Consider the following 15,692-nt stretch of genomic DNA (forward strand, 5'->3'; position numbering starts at 1 on the left):
AGACAAACAAATAAGTAAATAAGTAAGTATTAATCATCGGCTAACTCCTGAAGATGGAAAAAGATATACGGGCAACTGAGCGCTATTATGAGTTCCAGAAGAAAGAATGGTTAGCATCCAGAGTCTTCTGGGTTTTTATGAGCTTTGTGTTATTCGCAGCCGCTCTGGGTCTTTTTGGTAAAGGATTATTAAGCAATAAAACCTATAACCAAAACAACCTGCGAATTGAATACAACAAATTTATGCGGGTAGAAAAAGGCACTGAACTGGTAATTCAGGTAGCTGATTCCCTTACAAAGGGCGAAGTAATCTTTGGGAACGATTACCTCAAAAAGGTCCGGATTGACCAGATTATTCCCGAACCTGAGTCAGTAACAGTCCTAAACAACAAACTAATTTACCGGTTTAGTACAGTCCAAAACGGCTTTATTACTTTTTACCTCATACCTACTAAAATGGGCGCTCATCAGTTACACCTTACTATAAATGAAAGAAACATAAGTTTTGATCAATTCATCTACTTTTAAAGCTAAACCTAACCATATGGAATCAGTAATTTTACGGGCAGTTATCGTTTATTTTCTGGTATTTATTATTCTACGAATGGCTGGCAAACGCACTTTAGGCGAGATGACGGCTTTTGACCTGGTTTTACTTTTAATCATAAGCGAAGCTGTACAAAATGCTCTTGTAGACGATGACCATTCCATTACCGGAAGTATGCTGGTAATTTTAACCCTCGTCTTTACAGATGTTATGGTTTCATTGGGCACAAATAAATACCGGCTGCTGGATAATATTGTAAACGGAATTCCGCTAATTATCCTGGAAAACGGAAAGTGCATGCCAGATCGCATGAAAAAAGCCAGGCTACAGGAAGACGATATAATGGAAGCAGCCCGAAAATCGCAGGGTTTGGAAAGCCTGGACCAGATTAAATTTGCCGTGCTGGAAAAAGATGGGTCCATAAGCATCATACCTTATTATTTAAATAAGGAAGGAATATCCCCAAACCTCACAAAGAATGCCTGAAGCTAAAATCTTGTTCAAAGATTAATTTATGGAATGGCTATTTTACTTTGTTTATTAACTCTTATTATATGCTGCAATTACTTATAAAAAATAGCTTCAGATAGTTGAAATAAAGCTGCAACTTTACCTGCTCATACATTAATTATGCTTTTGCAGTTTATTTTAGTGTTCCTGATTTTAGGAGTAGGAATGTATTTTAGTTTAAGAGCCCAAAAGCTTACTGAGGCTGGCGCTCTTACCGGTGGCCTACTAGGTTTATCTCTATTTCTGGGTGCTGGCTTTACCGGATTAGGCATGCTGGGAGCATTTTTTATTATAGGTACTTTGGCCTCCTCCTGGAAATTTACCTACAAAGCAAGTTTAGGTTTAGCCGAAGAAAATAAAGGCCGCCGCACCGCTGGTCAGGCCTTTGCCAATGCCGGTGTAGCCGGCATATTAGGTTTGGGTAGCTGGCTTTTTCCAGATAAGGCTAATTTATTAGGGGTAATGCTTGCCGGCAGCTTTGCATCTGCCACCGCTGACACGCTTGCTTCGGAATTAGGCAATCTATACGGCAGCCGCTACTATAATATTTTAACGTTTAAACCAGATAAAAGAGGCGAAAACGGTGTAATCAGCTTAGAAGGCACTCTTGCAGGCTTGGCTGGAAGTATTGTAATTGCGCTACTTTATGGTTTAGGTATTGCCTGGGATCAAAATTTTTTCTGGATAATTATAGCAGGATTGGTTGGCAACCTGGCCGATTCTGTCCTGGGAGCCACTTTAGAAAGAAAACATATTGTAGGAAACAACCTGGTCAACTTTCTGAATACCTTAACTGGTGCTTTGGTTGCAGGCTTGCTTTATGCTGCATTTTAAAGGATACCTGTCATTATAAGTAATAAACAGGCACCTTCATTTAGCAAATTTTCTTTTATAATTGTTTTAAGCTACCGTCAAGAGTATAAGTTTTGTTATTTTGTGTTGGGAAAGAAATCACCTGATCGCCGTACCGTATCTCGCATTTATTGCCTAACCGGGATAAAATTTTAACTTGTTTTAATTTACCATTTTCCCAATCCAGGTCCACTTCAAAACCACCCCGGCCCACAATACCATGAATATAACCCTGCTGCCAGGCGCCAGGCAAGGCAGGCAACAATTGAAGCTCTCCGGCGTGACTTTGTAAAAGCATTTCGGTTATACCGGCAGTTGCCCCAAAATTACCATCTATCTGAAATGGTGGATGTGTATCAAATAAATTAGGTAGAGTAGATTTGCGCAATAAGGCTAACAGGTTTTCATAGGCTAATTCCCCATCCTGCAAACGTGCAAAAAAGTTTATAATCCAGGCCCGGCTCCAGCCTGTATGCCCTCCCCCGTGCGATAAGCGGTAATCAATGGTTTTCCGGGCTGCCGTTAATAGCTCCGGGTTCTTTTGTTTGGTAATTTGCCGGCCCGGATGTAACGCAAACAAATGAGATATATGACGATGACCCGGCTCCGGCTCTTCAAATTCTTCGGTCCATTCCATAATCCGGCCATCGCTGCCAATTTTAGTTGCCGCCAACCGGACTAATATGCCTTCCAGCCTTTTCCGGAAAGCCGCATCTGTATTTAATATTTTTCCTGCTTCAATTGTATTAGTTAATAAGTCCCGGATAATCATGTGATCCATAGTAGGTCCCATGACCATAGTCGCCACTTCGCCGGCTTTGGTTTTAAAAGTATTTTCCGGCGAAATAGAGGGCCCGGACACCAGCTGCTTTGTTTCCGGATTCTGTACTAAATAATTGGCACAAAACTCGGCAGCTTCTTTTAGATTAGGATAAGCCAACTTTTTTAGGTATTTCTTATCGCCGGTAAACAAATAGTGTTCCCATAAGTGCTGTGCACTCCAGGCAAGGCCCATTGGCCACATAGCCCATTGGGTTTGGCCGTAGGTTTCAGTAAAGTGCCAGGCATCGGTAGTAAAGTGGGCCACCGTTCCTTTAAGGCCGTACATATCCCGGGCTGTTTTCCGACCATCTTCCCGCAAGGCATCCATAAAATAAAGGTACGGCAGGTGCATCTCTGATAAATTAGTCTGCTCAGCAAGCCAGTAATTCATCTGGATATTAATATTAATATGATAATCAGCACTCCAGGGCGGGTTAAGGCCATCGGCCCAGATGCCTTGCAAATTAGCTGGTAACCCACCAGGGCGCGAGCTGCTAATTAATAAGTACCGGCCAAACTGGTAATACAACTTTAGTAAATGCGGATCTACATTCCCGTTTTGCATCGCCGTTACCCGGGCATCGGTCGGAAAATAAACAGCCTCCGTTTTGCCAAAGTCCAGGTCAACCCGCTTAAAATACTGCTGATAATCTTTTAGGTGATTTGTTTTTAGGTCAGCAAAGCTTTTTTCCGCTGCTCCTGCCAAGGGTTTATTGGCCAATTCTAATGGATCACCACCCCGGTAATTGGTAGCTGCTGTAAGTAAAAGCGTTACTTCATTCGCCTTATCAATGGAAACTTTATCTCCGTTTGCCCGTACCTGCCCTCCTGAATTTAATATTTTAACCCTGGCTACCATTTTTACCCCGACGCCATTATTTACGTGTTCGCTCATGGTAAACTCATTATTGGCTGCCACCATAGTAGCTTTATTTCCCGGGCGAGTCAACCGCAGGTCCAGTGAAAGTGCCCCAGGCTTATCGGCTGTCAGTTTAACCACCAGTACCTGGTCGGGTGCGCTCGAGAAAATTTCGCGTGTATATAAAACCCTGTTTGCCCGGTAGGTTACTTTAGCCAAGGCTGTTTCTAAATCCAATTCGCGGCGATAGTCCGTTATTTCTCCCGGGTGGCTAAAGTCCAGGTGTATATCGCCTAAGGTCTGATAAGAGCTGCCATTTGCCCGATTGCCCATCATTTTCTCCTGAGCCAGCTTTTGCGCTTCGGCATATTTGCCGGCAAAAAGCAATTGCCGCACCTGAGGTAACGCTTTTAAAGCCTCCGGATTCACAAAATCTTCTTTTCTCCCACTCCAGACTGTTTCTTCGTTTAATTGTATCCTTTCGGCATTGGGGTTACCAAAAATCATTGCACCCAAACGTCCATTTCCGATAGGTATAGCTTCATTCCAATTACTGGCCGGGTGTGTAAACCAAATTTTTAAATCATCAGGTTTGGTTTGGGCTTTAAGCGGTGGGGTAATTAGAAAAGCAAAAATCAGGAAAAGAACAATAAAAGAACTGTAAACAATCTTACACATAACAATTTAATACCAGGACTTACTATTATTTGGAGCCACAACTTAAGCAAAATATCTTAATCCTTTTTCATCTTATTAGTAAAACAATTACTAAGGGTAGGTTTAATCAGATTTTTGATTTATTGTGATCAAAAGCTAGACGGCGCTTCCAATATATCAGCAACATATATGTGATTTCAGCAGTAATCTGAGGTAATAAGCCGTAAAATCTAAAAATTCAAAACAACAAGTTTGTTTTGGCTGTTAAGAAAAATAAAAATAGTACGCAGATGGCAATAAAGGCAGAAACGGAACAAAACTTTATTTATTCGCAGGCAGTACCGCTTATACCTATTTACAGTGTTTTGTTTATAGTTTTTTGGCTATATACCGGTTTTACCACCAGTAATTTTGTTAACTGGTCGCTCGAAAACACCCTAACCATTCCATTTGTAATTTTACTTTATTACATGTACCGCTGGCACAAATTTTCATCGGCCTCGGTTACTTTTATTTTTATTTTTTTGTTATTACATGTGTATGGCAGCCAATATACTTACCCCGAAAATCCGTTCGGGTATTGGTTAAGAGATACTTTTAACTTATCCCGAAACCACTTCGACCGAATTGTTCATTTCTGCTTCGGCCTTTTATTGGCTTATCCTATGTTTGAGATCTTTAACGATAAATTACGGTTACAAACCTGGTTAGCTTATCTATTGCCCATTCAGTTGATTCTTTCTTTAGGTGCCCTCTATGAGTTAGTAGAATGGATAGTAGCTGACTGGTTTCTACCTACTCATAAGGGCACCTCTTTTTTAGGTATTCAGGGCGATTTATGGGATGCACAAAAAGATATGGGATTAGGCGTTTTGGGTGCCTTAATAATACTGGGCATTACCTATCTAACCCGAAGAAGCACAACTTAAAATTTCGCAAACTATTTAACTACGGATTTCCTTTTTATACTTGCCGGCATCGGTCTTTAACTTTATTTCGTCTTTTTCTTGTTTAAATTTACCTTCCGGAGTTTCTATTTTAAGCTCTTCGTCTGTTATTTTTATTTTAACGGTAGCATCTTTGTAGCTTACTTCTCCAAAGCCTTTGTAATAATTCCAACGTCTTGCCATATAACGGCCGAAACGGCTGAGGGGCATAACCTTGGCTAAACGGGCATCTTTTATCAATACTTGTTGTACCGACGCTTTTGTTTTGACCTTATTTTTTGCTGGCTTATTTGAATTGATAACACCTCCAGCTGGTTTATTGGCTTTAGCAACTGCCTGTTCCTTCCCAGACGCCCTCTCCTCATAATCATTTAACGAGTCGGTTGTATCGGCATAAAAATCAGAATTATTTATTTGCTGGCTTCCAGGCCCAGCATCCATACCACCAGCATATTGAGTTGAATCTTTGCTATCCATTACCTCGACTACATCCTGATCATGATTATTTTTTACTACCACTGCATCTGGTTTTTTATCTGAACTACAAGCCAGTAACCAACCTCCAGTTAAAACAACTAAACTTAATTTTAATATGATTCTCATCTGCAGCTAATATCCATTTATTTAAATAATCATATTACTCATTTCACCAAAACAAGTTGTAAATCTTTAATTGGGTTGGCGCAGGCACAAAAAAAAGCTTGCTGTAATTTTAAATGCAGCCAGCTTCCTTACATATTTAAAATAAATAAATTAACAATGATTTTTTCGGCTACTTGCTTCTATTTTTCACTTGCAAAAACAGCAACTTCTACCCTACACTTAGCTGCTTTACCTCTTATAATAGTAGTGCCGATAAGAGGGTGCTTTTGTTATTGCCAAGCGTAGTAAATCTACTGAAACCCTCTCCTGGGAGTTAGTAAAATAGCATTTATTTAAATTTACCTTATTAAATAAATATATATTTTAAGCACCCAGGTCAGCAGCATTGAAAAACCCCTCATTCCGGATAATGGTTTCCTGGTTCTTCTTCAGGTTTTGCCAGTTAATTAAATATTAGCCATAGCCTCAGAAGTTAACCGCGCTACATTAGTTAGGAGATGAATAGTACTGGAGTCGTTATAAGAAGTATATAAATAAAAATCGGAGTTTAACCGCTAAACTTTATTAAGTTTCTTAGCTAAAGTTAAATTCTTAACTGGCATAAAACAAAAAAGCCGGACTAGGTAGCCCGGCTTTTTACTTTTACTATTATAATTTATTATTTGATATCGCCTCTTTCAGCAGCTTTTTGCAATTTCTCATTCGCAAAAATAGCAACTTCTACCCGACGGTTTGCTTGCTTGCCTGCTTCAGTAGAGTTATCTGCTACCGGCACACTAGAGCCAAAACCCTGAGTGGTGATACGGGAAGATTCTACTCCTTGAGCTAATAACTGCGCAGCAACTGATTTTGCCCGGTTTTCAGATAACGGAATATTGATGGCATCGGAACCAGTCGCATCCGTATGACCTTCTACAATCACGTTTGTATCGCCATACTTTTTAAGCGTTTCCGCCAAGGTGTTGATATCGGTAATAGAGTTAGATTGTAAGGTGGCAGAATTTGTGGCAAATAAAATACCTGAGGCAAAAGTAATTTTAATACCTTCTCCTACACGCTCTACTTTAGCACCTTTCATATCATTACGTAATTCTTCGGCTTGTTTATCCATGCGCCGACCAATAACCGCACCAGCAGTACCACCTACTGCAGCACCTATAATGGCTCCGGCAGCAGTACTTTTACCCATAACCTTAGCCGCAACCCCACCTAATACAGCGCCGGCACCACCACCTATTAAACCTCCTCTTTGGGTACGGTTAACAGGCCCCTTTGCAGTTTCCGGATTTCGTCTGGTAGAATCATTTGAGGTGCTATATGGATTAGATGATTTACATGACGAAAATAAAACAGCAATAACTAAAGAAAGCGAAAATAAAATTCTTGTAATTTTCATAGTATGTTTTCAATTTGAATTTGTAGAACAATTGGTCCTGGTTATAATACTTTTAATTTTAGAAAATGTTTTTCTTATATATTAAATAGTTTCTATATTATACTATTCAAAATCCGGGCCAACTTTTTTGAGTACAGTACAAAAACAAAAGTGCTTATTAAAAATATTAAATAAGCACTTTTGTTTAACAGGTAAATTAAGAAGCTTTGGCTGCCTTTTTACTACCGGCACCTTGTTTTTTTTCGGTAGTTTCAGTGCTGGCACCTTGCAACATAGTTAGCAAATCTGTTAGTTGTTGTTTCAGGTCTTTCCGGTGAACAATAAAGTCTAAGAAGCCATGCTCCAATACAAATTCTGCACTCTGGAAACCTTTAGGCAGCTCTTTGCCAATGGTTTCTTTGATTACCCGCGGCCCGGCAAACCCAATTAAGGCACCCGGCTCAGAAATATTAAAATCGCCCAGCATGGCATAAGAAGCGGTAACACCACCCGTTGTCGGATCGGTTAATAAAGAAATATAAGGTACTTTTTCAGCATCCAGTAAGGCCAGTTTAGCAGACGTTTTTGCCATTTGCATTAACGAAAAACCCGCCTCCATCATCCGTGCTCCACCTGATTTGGAAATCATTAGGAAAGGATATTTTTTTTCACGGGCAAAATCTATGGCCCGAGCTATTTTCTCGCCCACCACAGAACCCATAGACCCACCTATGAAGTTAAAATCCATACAGGCAATTACAATTGGCAACCCGTTCATGGTACCATGGGCACTGCGTAAGGCATCAATTAAATTGGTTTTGCGTTGAGTAGCTGCAATCCGTTGTGGGTAGGGTTTTGTATCTACGAAATCTAAAGGATCCGAAGAAGATAAATTAGGATCCAATTCTACAAATTCGTTATTATCAAAAATAATCTCGAAATACTCAGCAGAATTTATCCGGTCATGATGGTCGCATTTAGCACACGTATATAATTGCTTTTTATGCTCAGTCATGTTGGTAACCGACTTACACTCCGGGCATTTATACCACAGTCCGTCTGGAGTTTCCTTCTTTTCCTCCGTTGGTGTTACAATTCCTTTTTCTACTCTTTTAAACCAAGACATGTATATTACCTTTTTTAAAGCTTTTTACTCTTTTAACTAACGGCTACCAAATTTTATAAAGGTAGTACTTCTTCAGGCCTTTACTTGTTCCAAAGAAGTCGGCAAATATACGGTAAATTTTTAGAGCTTTAGCAATACCTATTTGTATAATTAACACTTTAAAACTCCTGAAAATATGGCAGGTTGGTTTCTGCTAACAAACAGCAACAATAGGCTCCATAAGTATTTAGTAAGTATAAAAACTATTTTTTATTCCTAAATAGCCTCTCCTTTACTATCATTGTAGAAGCTTCGATTGTAATAGGTTCGTCCTGAATTTTAATTTTGATCTGCTTTTGCCCAAACGGTCTTTTCTTATCTTTGTAGGCTTGACTTATTAACCTATATGATAAACCTTTTCTCTTCTCACAAAACTTACTTTTTTATTTTATTGATTTCGTTTTTTGCTTCTTGTGTGGTTCCCAAAAAGAAATTTGAGGAAATGAGTGCCCGCAAAGCTAAATTGGATTTAGACATTGCCGCCTGTGAAAAAGCTATGAAACAAGTGCAGTCCGAGCGCAAATCATTACAGGAACAATTGGAACGGATGACCAACAACAGCCGCCAGTTAATGAAAGACTCTGCGCAGACGGGACTGGCACTTCGGAAAACCCAGAAACTTTATAAAGAGCTAAATAATACTTATGATAAGCTCCTGAAAAGCCATGAAAGTTTATTGGCCAATAGTGCTTCCGAAACTAGTCGTTTATCCGGAGATTTAGCCCGTCGCGAAGCGGAATTAAAAAATTTAGAAGCCAGCTTAAAAACAAGCAAAACCCAGGTAGACAAATTAAACATAGATCTAAAATCCAGAGAAGAGCGTTTAAACGAACTGGAACGGGTTTTAGCAGAGAAAGACAAAGCCGTTAACGCCTTAAAATCCAAAGTAAGTAATGCCTTATTAGGCTTTAAAGCCGGCGACTTATCGGTGAATGTAAAAAATGGCAAGGTATATGTTTCTTTATCTGAACAATTGTTGTTTAAATCAGGCAGCACCAAAGTAGACCCAAAAGGACAGGAAGCTTTACAAAAACTAGCTGCCGCCTTAAAAGACCAGCAAGATGTAAATGTGCTGGTAGAAGGTCATACCGATGACGTACCAGTAGCCAAAGGCACGGTGGGCATGAAAGATAACTGGGATTTAAGTGTATTACGCGCTACTGAGATTACCCGTATCTTAACCGAATCAGGTTTAAATTCTGAACGGATTACGCCTTCTGGCCGATCTAAATTTGTACCGGTTGCTCAAAACACTTCTTCCGAAACCCGCCAGCTAAACCGCCGGACCGAGATAATTCTTACCCCTAAACTGGATGAACTTTTTCAGATTCTGGAGAAGAATTAATGTTAATTTAAAATCCTTGGCCCAAAATCCACAATTCACGGCCCAAAATACCTGATTGAAATAGTATAGTTCAGCACTTCTAAATTAGAACATAGAATTATGTTAATCCTTAACAACAAAAAAGCCCGTTCCTGTAAGCGGGCTTTTTTGCTTTAATGAATGTAAATTACTGATACTACCCAATAGCTTGCTCCAGATCAGCTAACAAATCTTCGTAATCTTCAATGCCTACACTTAACCTGATTAAAGAATCGCTCAATCCGCCTTTCAAACGTTCTTCACGCGGAATACTGGCGTGAGTCATAGAGGCAGGATGCCCACAAAGTGACTCTACCCCTCCTAAAGATTCTGCCAATGAAAAATATTTAAATTTTTCCAACACCTTGATCGCATCTTCCATTTTATCGCCTTTCAGTACAAAAGAAATCATGCCGCCAAAATCCCGCATCTGCGATTTAGCAATTTCATGATTTGGATGATTATCGAAGCCTGGCCAAAATACTTTTTCTACTTTAGGGTGCTCCCGTAAGAATTGAGCTACTGCCCGGCCATTTTCGCAATGACGCTGCATACGAATATGCAAAGTCTTTAAACCCCGTAATAACAAAAAGCAATCTTGCGGGCCCGGCGTAGCACCACTGGCATTCTGAATAAAGGCCAACCGCTGCGCTAAATCGTCATCGTTTACAATTAAAGCTCCCATTACGGTATCGGAGTGCCCACCCATGTATTTGGTAAGCGAATGCATTACAATATCCGCACCTAAATCTAATGGCGTTTGCAGGTAAGGAGTAGCAAATGTATTATCCACCGCTAATAATATGTTATGTTTTTTGGCAATAGCGGCAGCCCCTTTAATATCAATAATATTTAAAAGTGGGTTGGTAGGGGTTTCAATCCAGATTAAACGGGTATTTTCATTAATGTAACCTTCAATGGTTGTAATATCACTCATGGGTACAAAATGAAATTTCAAGCCGTATTGCTGAAAAATTTTGGTAAAAATCCGATAGCTGCCCCCATACAAATCATTCGTAGATATTACCTCATCACCAGGCTTTAGTGTCTTGATTAATGTATCGATGGCGGCCATACCGGTAGCAAAACATAAACCATGCTTCCCATTTTCTAAAGCCGCTAAGGCTTCCTGCAGGGCTGTTCGGGTAGGGTTATGCGTACGGGAATATTCATACCCCTTATGGTTTCCCGGAGAAGCCTGTACGTAAGTGGACGTCTGGTAAATTGGCGTCATGATGGCACCGGTGGTTGGGTCCGGGTGTACGCCGGCATGTATAGCTTTAGTTCCGAATTTCATAAGAATAAGTTTTATTTATCTGGCTGCAAGTTAAAAGTTTCGTTAGTTAAAACTTATAAATCCTGGACAAAGTTAATTTATGATTCTTTTCTCCGGGAACCAGTAATTAACAGCACCTTCATAAACTCATACTTATTATAGGGCTATAGCTGCTACTTTTGATTAAATAACAAAGAGCAGCCTTTTATCCCGGCAGAAGCTTTTTCTCCTACTAATGGGTAAAGCAGGCAAAATTTACAGCCCAAATTAATTTTTAACGTTTAACTTTCAGCTATAAATTTAAAATACTAAAAGCCGTGCTGCAAGAGCTTCTCCGAAAAAACGCCTCTACCTTATTTTCATTATTGCTTTTGGTGGTAATGCCGGTAGTAGTAAGTTCTACGCTTGCCTACTTTCTTTACGACTACCAACGGGTATTACAAAATTTATCTTTTGGGCCTGCCCTGTTGTATTTTGCAGTAGTTTCTTTTACCATGACCTTTGCCCTTACGCCTACCACCTTTGTGGCTTTGGTAACCGGGTATTTTTTTGGCTGGCCTGGGTTTGTTGGGGTAGTAGTATCTTACGGACTGGCTTCCTTGCTGGGATACCAGGTAGCCCAACTTATTGACCAGGGTAAAATGCTTGGCTTCCTGAACCGGTTCAATAAAGCCGCCGCCGTAATGGAAGAATTGCGCAACCAGAGCTGGAGTTTAATTTTTTTAACCCGTATCTCCCCCGTACTTCCCTTCGCTTTCATGACATTTATCTTATCTATTATGCGGGTGGATAGAAAAAAGTTTTTGCTGGCAAGTATGGGGGGCATGTTGCCGCGTACACTTTTCTTTTTCTGGGTGGGCACTCAAGCCCAAAATATTATCACCCTGATTAACAATGACAACACCGGTAATCAGGGCAAAATTTTGGTGGTGGTATTAATCCTAATATCAGTATTTGGGCTCTATTACATCTTTAATAAAGCCCTGAAAAAGGCTTTGGCGCGGAGTACCAAAGCAAAATTTTAGAAAATAATTTCAGGCAAGGCTTGCTTTAGATAATAGTTTATGCCTATCTTTGCACCATCAAAACGATAAAGCTGGTCACGTAGCTCAACTGGATAGAGCATCTGACTACGAATCAGAAGGTTTGGGGTTCGACTCCCTACGCGACCACATAAAAAAAGCCACTTACGAGGTAAAACTTGTAAGTGGCTTTTTTATTACATACAATACTGTTGTGTGTTTGGGTAAGGCAATAAGTGATTTTAAAGCTGTTTATTTAAATTAGGGGAAGGTGGCTTCCCTCAAAATTTATTATCACTCCTGCAAAAAGGCAGTTGTTAATTGAAATAAGGATCAATTTAAAGCTAATATTGAAGAACATAATACAACAATAGAGTGGCTTTCTCTCGAAATACAAAATTCCTTTTAATAGATTCTTTGCTAATATTGGTCTTTTGTTAAGATTATTCTCTTTTGTTCCCTCAACTGTTTGGTTTCATTTGCATTTCTTTTAACGAAAAAAATAAAAGAAAACCAGAAAAGAAAATGCAGATGTTTGGCAGTAAGCGAAGACAGCAAAAGCAACAAAAACAACCCCATTGAACACTAAAGTCTAGTTGTTCCAAGGCTCTTTATAGAATATAGTTTAACTTCTAAAAAACTGTTCACCGAGTAAAAAGAAGTGTTTAACGAAAGTTAGTATAGGTTAAGCTAAATATAGCCGTAGGCTATATTCTATAAAGTACATTTGAATATCAAAAGAGCACAACAGAGATAAAAAGCATAAAGGATATGAAAAAGCACTTACTACTATTAGCCTTCACATTAGTACTTTCAACAGTAGGATTTGCTAATGGAACTGTGGATCAGAAAAGATTTGATGCTACTTTAGATCAGCAGGTAAGAGTAGAAGTTCGCCAGTTACAGGAGCTGCTTCGTTTCAACGAATTTGAATACATCCAGATCAAGAAATTAACCGCAGCTGAGTTAGCAGATTTACAAGCAGCTAAACAAACATATACAGATGCTGCCGAGCTACACATCCAATTACAACAAATTAAAGATACTTATACTGCAAAAGTAAGTGCTTTATTAAACGACTCGCAAAAGAAAGCCTTTTCTGCTTATTTAGCGACTACACAAGCTAACTTATTAGCCATTCAATAATACTTTTACTATACCTACCACTATTTTACCTGAAGCCAGCTTTTTGCTGGCTTTTGTTTTTAAACTGTACCAATAAAGTACTTCAAAATCAAATATCACATAATAATCCTAATTTTCCAGCAAAAGTTTAATTTTATTAATTAATCCAATCTTTTATTTTTGTATAAGTTAATACTATACAACAAATACACAAATGGAAGAATTTGATTTACCGCTTCTTATAGGATGTACTATGGTACTTTTTGGCATTTTATGTGTTATAATCATCTTTACTAAATCCATTAAAAACACAATTAACGAAATTAACAGTATCCACGCCAGGAGACGTAAACGTGCTTTTAATCTAGTGAAATGATTAGATTGAACAAATGTTGTTCAGGCATAAGTCAGGAAGCAAAACCTTCTACAAATACAAAATCCATCATAAGCATTAACCTGAAAGCAGTAGCTTTCTGGATTTTCATATTTGTAGTTATTATTACTAATATCCTATGGTTGTTCTTTATAGCCGACAAAGCCACATTAAATGACAGGAGTTATTTATTTTTTATTCAGAGTGGACTTTATATAGTATTAATAATTGCTATAAAAGGCGCTATTACAAGAGGATTAATTAAGTCGAATTTGTTTTAGTCGATATCTAATATAAAATTAAGAATTTACCTGTTTTTACTTCTTTGGCTAGAATTGATGATGTATGGCAAATTAAGGGTAATTAATTTATTTGTCCCTGCAGATTACACAAGTAATTAGGATATCAACTATTAGCGTGGCATTAGTATTATTATTTGATACCCGCCCAATTTAATTTTATGCTATGGCCCGTCAGGTTAGCTCCTGTACTTTCAATGATCGGCCAGATATAAGTGGCGGGTTTAATACAATTAAAATTTGAAACCCTGAAATGGGCAAGGTTTATATAGAATCTCATAAGTATAAATTGATTGCCGCTCCCTTCTTTCCGCATGAACGGGGATTTTCTAGTTATAGCTAAGTACAGCTAGTAAAACACCTTATTGCCTATAGTATACTACCCTTAGCTTTTAAATAAGGTGGAATTAAATTGATTATTTATTAATTCAACTTTTGGTGTTATTAATTTAACAAATCACCTCCCTATTCATTTTAAAGTTGTTAGTTGCAAAGAAATAGAGGTAGCCCCTACCAAAACAGTTGACACTTCTTTAAATGTAAACCTCCCTTTAATTAACCAGACTAACCAGCCTCATTCGTTGCAGGATTACTTCGTTTTCCTTATAGCACAAAATAATTTTAAAAATATTAGTCCACCACTTTTGCAATTATTAATGCAACATAGTCGCATTAATAAAAAATAATCATATCTTTGCCTATAGCTTATTTATAAATACAGAGAAAAGAAATTATACAACAAGGTAAACTTGCTCTTACAGCCTTGACTTTACCTTTCCCATTAATCACAATTAAAAAAATAATCACATGCCAAAGGATAAAAATTATGAAGTAATCATTATTGGCGGAAGTTACGCAGGGCTTTCTGCTGCAATGGCCCTAGGGCGTTCATTGCGTCAAGTTTTAATAATTGACAGTGGACTACCTTGTAATAGGCAAACACCTCATTCGCACAACTTCTTAACCCAAGACGGAAAAACCCCAAAAGAAATTTCAACGCTTGCCAAACAACAAGTGGAAAAATATGAAACTGTAAAATTTTATAATGGTCTTGCCAGCACTGGAACCAAAACAATAAATGGCTTTGAAATAATTACGGATGCAAATGACAAATTCACAGCAAAAAAATTAGTATTTGCAACAGGAATAAAAGACATCATGCCAGACATCAAGGGATTTGCAGAATGTTGGGGTATTTCTATTATTCATTGTCCTTATTGCCACGGTTTCGAGTATCATAACCAAAATACAGGCATCATGGCAAACGGAGCAAAAGCATTTCATCTTGCTTCATTGGTCAATAATCTGACAAAAAAGATTACGATATTGACTACAGGGAAAGCGGGTTTTAATTCAGAACAAATTGAGAAGCTAAACAAGCATCATATAAAAATTATAGAAACTAACATTTCCGGAATAGAACACGAAAACGGGCAAGTAAAAAACGTAATCTTTGAGGATGGCAGCCAATTAGAATTTAACGCTATCTATGCAGCAATCCCGTTCACACAACATTCAGACATTCCTCTTTCATTGGGTTGCGAACTTACTGAACAAGGATACATCCAAGTAGATAGCTTTCAGAAAACAACTGTTGAGGGTGTATTTGCTTGCGGAGATAACTCAGTTATGATGCGTTCTGTAGCTAATGCCGTGTATAGTGGAAATTTTGCAGGTGCAATGGTAAATAATTTACTTACAGCCGCAGATTTTTAATTAAAATTATTTTTTATATATGGAAGAAGCTTTTATAACAGACCTCTAAAGTAAAATTCAGGCAAACAAAATTTCCAAGATTAATTCAGAAGGAAAACACCAACTGGAAAAAAAACTTTAACCGTAACGAAACTGCTTTTCCTTTTCATTGTGGACGCACAAATTCAAGAGATAAAGGTAGC

At 38.4% G+C, this 15,692-nt stretch carries 13 protein-coding genes and 1 tRNA gene; 9 read left to right on the plus strand and 5 right to left on the minus strand.

All coding sequences use genetic code 11. From position 1 onward, the window contains the following. The first annotated feature begins 53 nt into the window (after positions 1–53). The 3 genes from ADHAQ_RS0102010 (at position 54) to ADHAQ_RS0102020 (ending at position 1,890) form a co-directional block, all read left to right on the plus strand. Positions 54–527: a hypothetical protein gene (locus ADHAQ_RS0102010; protein ID WP_026461507.1), complete on the plus strand. Its 474-nt coding sequence runs from the start codon at positions 54–56 to the stop codon at positions 525–527. 16 nt (positions 528–543) lie between these two features. Next, complete coding sequence (locus ADHAQ_RS0102015) at positions 544–1,032, plus strand: DUF421 domain-containing protein (RefSeq protein ID WP_026461508.1); 489 nt, start codon at positions 544–546, stop codon at positions 1,030–1,032. Between the two features lie 144 nt (positions 1,033–1,176). Beyond that, a complete protein-coding gene (locus ADHAQ_RS0102020) occupies positions 1,177–1,890 on the plus strand; it encodes a DUF92 domain-containing protein (RefSeq protein ID WP_026461509.1) in 714 nt (237 codons plus the stop codon). 55 nt (positions 1,891–1,945) lie between these two features. On the opposite strand, the gene ADHAQ_RS0102025 is transcribed toward ADHAQ_RS0102020, so the two are convergent. Beyond that, positions 1,946–4,267: a glycoside hydrolase family 95 protein gene (locus tag ADHAQ_RS0102025; RefSeq protein ID WP_026461510.1), complete on the minus strand. Its 2,322-nt coding sequence runs from the start codon at positions 4,265–4,267 to the stop codon at positions 1,946–1,948. A 269-nt stretch (positions 4,268–4,536) separates the two neighbouring features. Here ADHAQ_RS0102025 and ADHAQ_RS24255 point away from each other — a divergent pair, with 269 nt between their 5' ends. Beyond that, entirely contained in the window at positions 4,537–5,175 is a 639-nt protein-coding gene (locus ADHAQ_RS24255; protein WP_051360134.1) for a DUF2238 domain-containing protein, read from the plus strand. 15 nt (positions 5,176–5,190) lie between these two features. Here ADHAQ_RS24255 and ADHAQ_RS0102035 read toward each other — a convergent pair whose 3' ends face one another. From ADHAQ_RS0102035 to accD, 3 genes are all read right to left on the minus strand, one after another. Next, entirely contained in the window at positions 5,191–5,796 is a 606-nt protein-coding gene (locus ADHAQ_RS0102035) for a hypothetical protein (protein WP_026461511.1), read from the minus strand. A gap of 658 nt (positions 5,797–6,454) precedes the next feature. After that, a complete protein-coding gene (locus ADHAQ_RS0102040) occupies positions 6,455–7,192 on the minus strand; it encodes a YiaD family glycine zipper/OmpA-like lipoprotein (RefSeq protein WP_026461512.1) in 738 nt (245 codons plus the stop codon). Positions 7,193–7,388: 196 nt separating this feature from the next. Continuing rightward, entirely contained in the window at positions 7,389–8,297 is a 909-nt protein-coding gene (accD, locus tag ADHAQ_RS24260) for an acetyl-CoA carboxylase, carboxyltransferase subunit beta (protein ID WP_071781080.1), read from the minus strand. Positions 8,298–8,682: 385 nt separating this feature from the next. Between accD and ADHAQ_RS0102050 the strand changes: the two genes are divergently transcribed. Beyond that, positions 8,683–9,681 (plus strand): OmpA family protein, encoded by a 999-nt coding sequence (locus tag ADHAQ_RS0102050; RefSeq protein ID WP_051359660.1) that lies wholly within the window; start codon positions 8,683–8,685, stop codon positions 9,679–9,681. Between the two features lie 175 nt (positions 9,682–9,856). Here ADHAQ_RS0102050 and ADHAQ_RS0102055 read toward each other — a convergent pair whose 3' ends face one another. Next, positions 9,857–10,996 (minus strand): cystathionine gamma-synthase, encoded by a 1,140-nt coding sequence (locus ADHAQ_RS0102055; protein ID WP_026461514.1) that lies wholly within the window; start codon positions 10,994–10,996, stop codon positions 9,857–9,859. A gap of 296 nt (positions 10,997–11,292) precedes the next feature. Here ADHAQ_RS0102055 and ADHAQ_RS0102060 point away from each other — a divergent pair, with 296 nt between their 5' ends. The 4 genes from ADHAQ_RS0102060 to ADHAQ_RS0102090 all read left to right on the plus strand — a co-directional run bounded on the left by ADHAQ_RS0102060 (position 11,293) and on the right by ADHAQ_RS0102090 (position 15,510). Further along, complete coding sequence (locus ADHAQ_RS0102060; RefSeq protein ID WP_245590562.1) at positions 11,293–12,000, plus strand: TVP38/TMEM64 family protein; 708 nt, start codon at positions 11,293–11,295, stop codon at positions 11,998–12,000. A 73-nt stretch (positions 12,001–12,073) separates the two neighbouring features. Then, positions 12,074–12,147: transfer RNA gene (locus ADHAQ_RS0102065), tRNA-Arg, on the plus strand. A gap of 621 nt (positions 12,148–12,768) precedes the next feature. Next, entirely contained in the window at positions 12,769–13,143 is a 375-nt protein-coding gene (locus tag ADHAQ_RS0102070) for a hypothetical protein (RefSeq protein ID WP_026461516.1), read from the plus strand. 1,458 nt (positions 13,144–14,601) lie between these two features. Beyond that, positions 14,602–15,510 carry an NAD(P)/FAD-dependent oxidoreductase gene (locus ADHAQ_RS0102090; RefSeq protein WP_026461519.1) on the plus strand — a complete coding sequence of 303 codons (909 nt, stop codon included), beginning with the start codon at positions 14,602–14,604 and terminating at the stop codon, positions 15,508–15,510. Positions 15,511–15,692: the final 182 nt, after the last annotated feature.

This window comes from Adhaeribacter aquaticus DSM 16391 (assembly GCF_000473365.1).
Taxonomy (GTDB): domain Bacteria; phylum Bacteroidota; class Bacteroidia; order Cytophagales; family Hymenobacteraceae; genus Adhaeribacter; species Adhaeribacter aquaticus.

Excerpts from the sequence above, each read along its gene's own strand:
- accD (WP_071781080.1), bottom strand. The coding sequence starts at position 8,297 with ATGTCTTGGTTTAAAAGAGTAGAAAAAGGAATTGTAACACCAACGGAG.
- ADHAQ_RS0102040 (WP_026461512.1), bottom strand. The coding sequence starts at position 7,192 with ATGAAAATTACAAGAATTTTATTTTCGCTTTCTTTAGTTATTGCTGTT.
- ADHAQ_RS0102050 (WP_051359660.1), top strand. The coding sequence starts at position 8,683 with ATGATAAACCTTTTCTCTTCTCACAAAACTTACTTTTTTATTTTATTG.
- ADHAQ_RS0102090 (WP_026461519.1), top strand. The coding sequence starts at position 14,602 with ATGCCAAAGGATAAAAATTATGAAGTAATCATTATTGGCGGAAGTTAC.
- ADHAQ_RS0102055 (WP_026461514.1), bottom strand. The coding sequence starts at position 10,996 with ATGAAATTCGGAACTAAAGCTATACATGCCGGCGTACACCCGGACCCA.
- ADHAQ_RS0102010 (WP_026461507.1), top strand. The coding sequence starts at position 54 with ATGGAAAAAGATATACGGGCAACTGAGCGCTATTATGAGTTCCAGAAG.
- ADHAQ_RS0102015 (WP_026461508.1), top strand. The coding sequence starts at position 544 with ATGGAATCAGTAATTTTACGGGCAGTTATCGTTTATTTTCTGGTATTT.
- ADHAQ_RS0102070 (WP_026461516.1), top strand. The coding sequence starts at position 12,769 with ATGAAAAAGCACTTACTACTATTAGCCTTCACATTAGTACTTTCAACA.
- ADHAQ_RS24255 (WP_051360134.1), top strand. The coding sequence starts at position 4,537 with ATGGCAATAAAGGCAGAAACGGAACAAAACTTTATTTATTCGCAGGCA.
- ADHAQ_RS0102025 (WP_026461510.1), bottom strand. The coding sequence starts at position 4,267 with ATGTGTAAGATTGTTTACAGTTCTTTTATTGTTCTTTTCCTGATTTTT.
- ADHAQ_RS0102035 (WP_026461511.1), bottom strand. The coding sequence starts at position 5,796 with ATGAGAATCATATTAAAATTAAGTTTAGTTGTTTTAACTGGAGGTTGG.
- ADHAQ_RS0102020 (WP_026461509.1), top strand. The coding sequence starts at position 1,177 with ATGCTTTTGCAGTTTATTTTAGTGTTCCTGATTTTAGGAGTAGGAATG.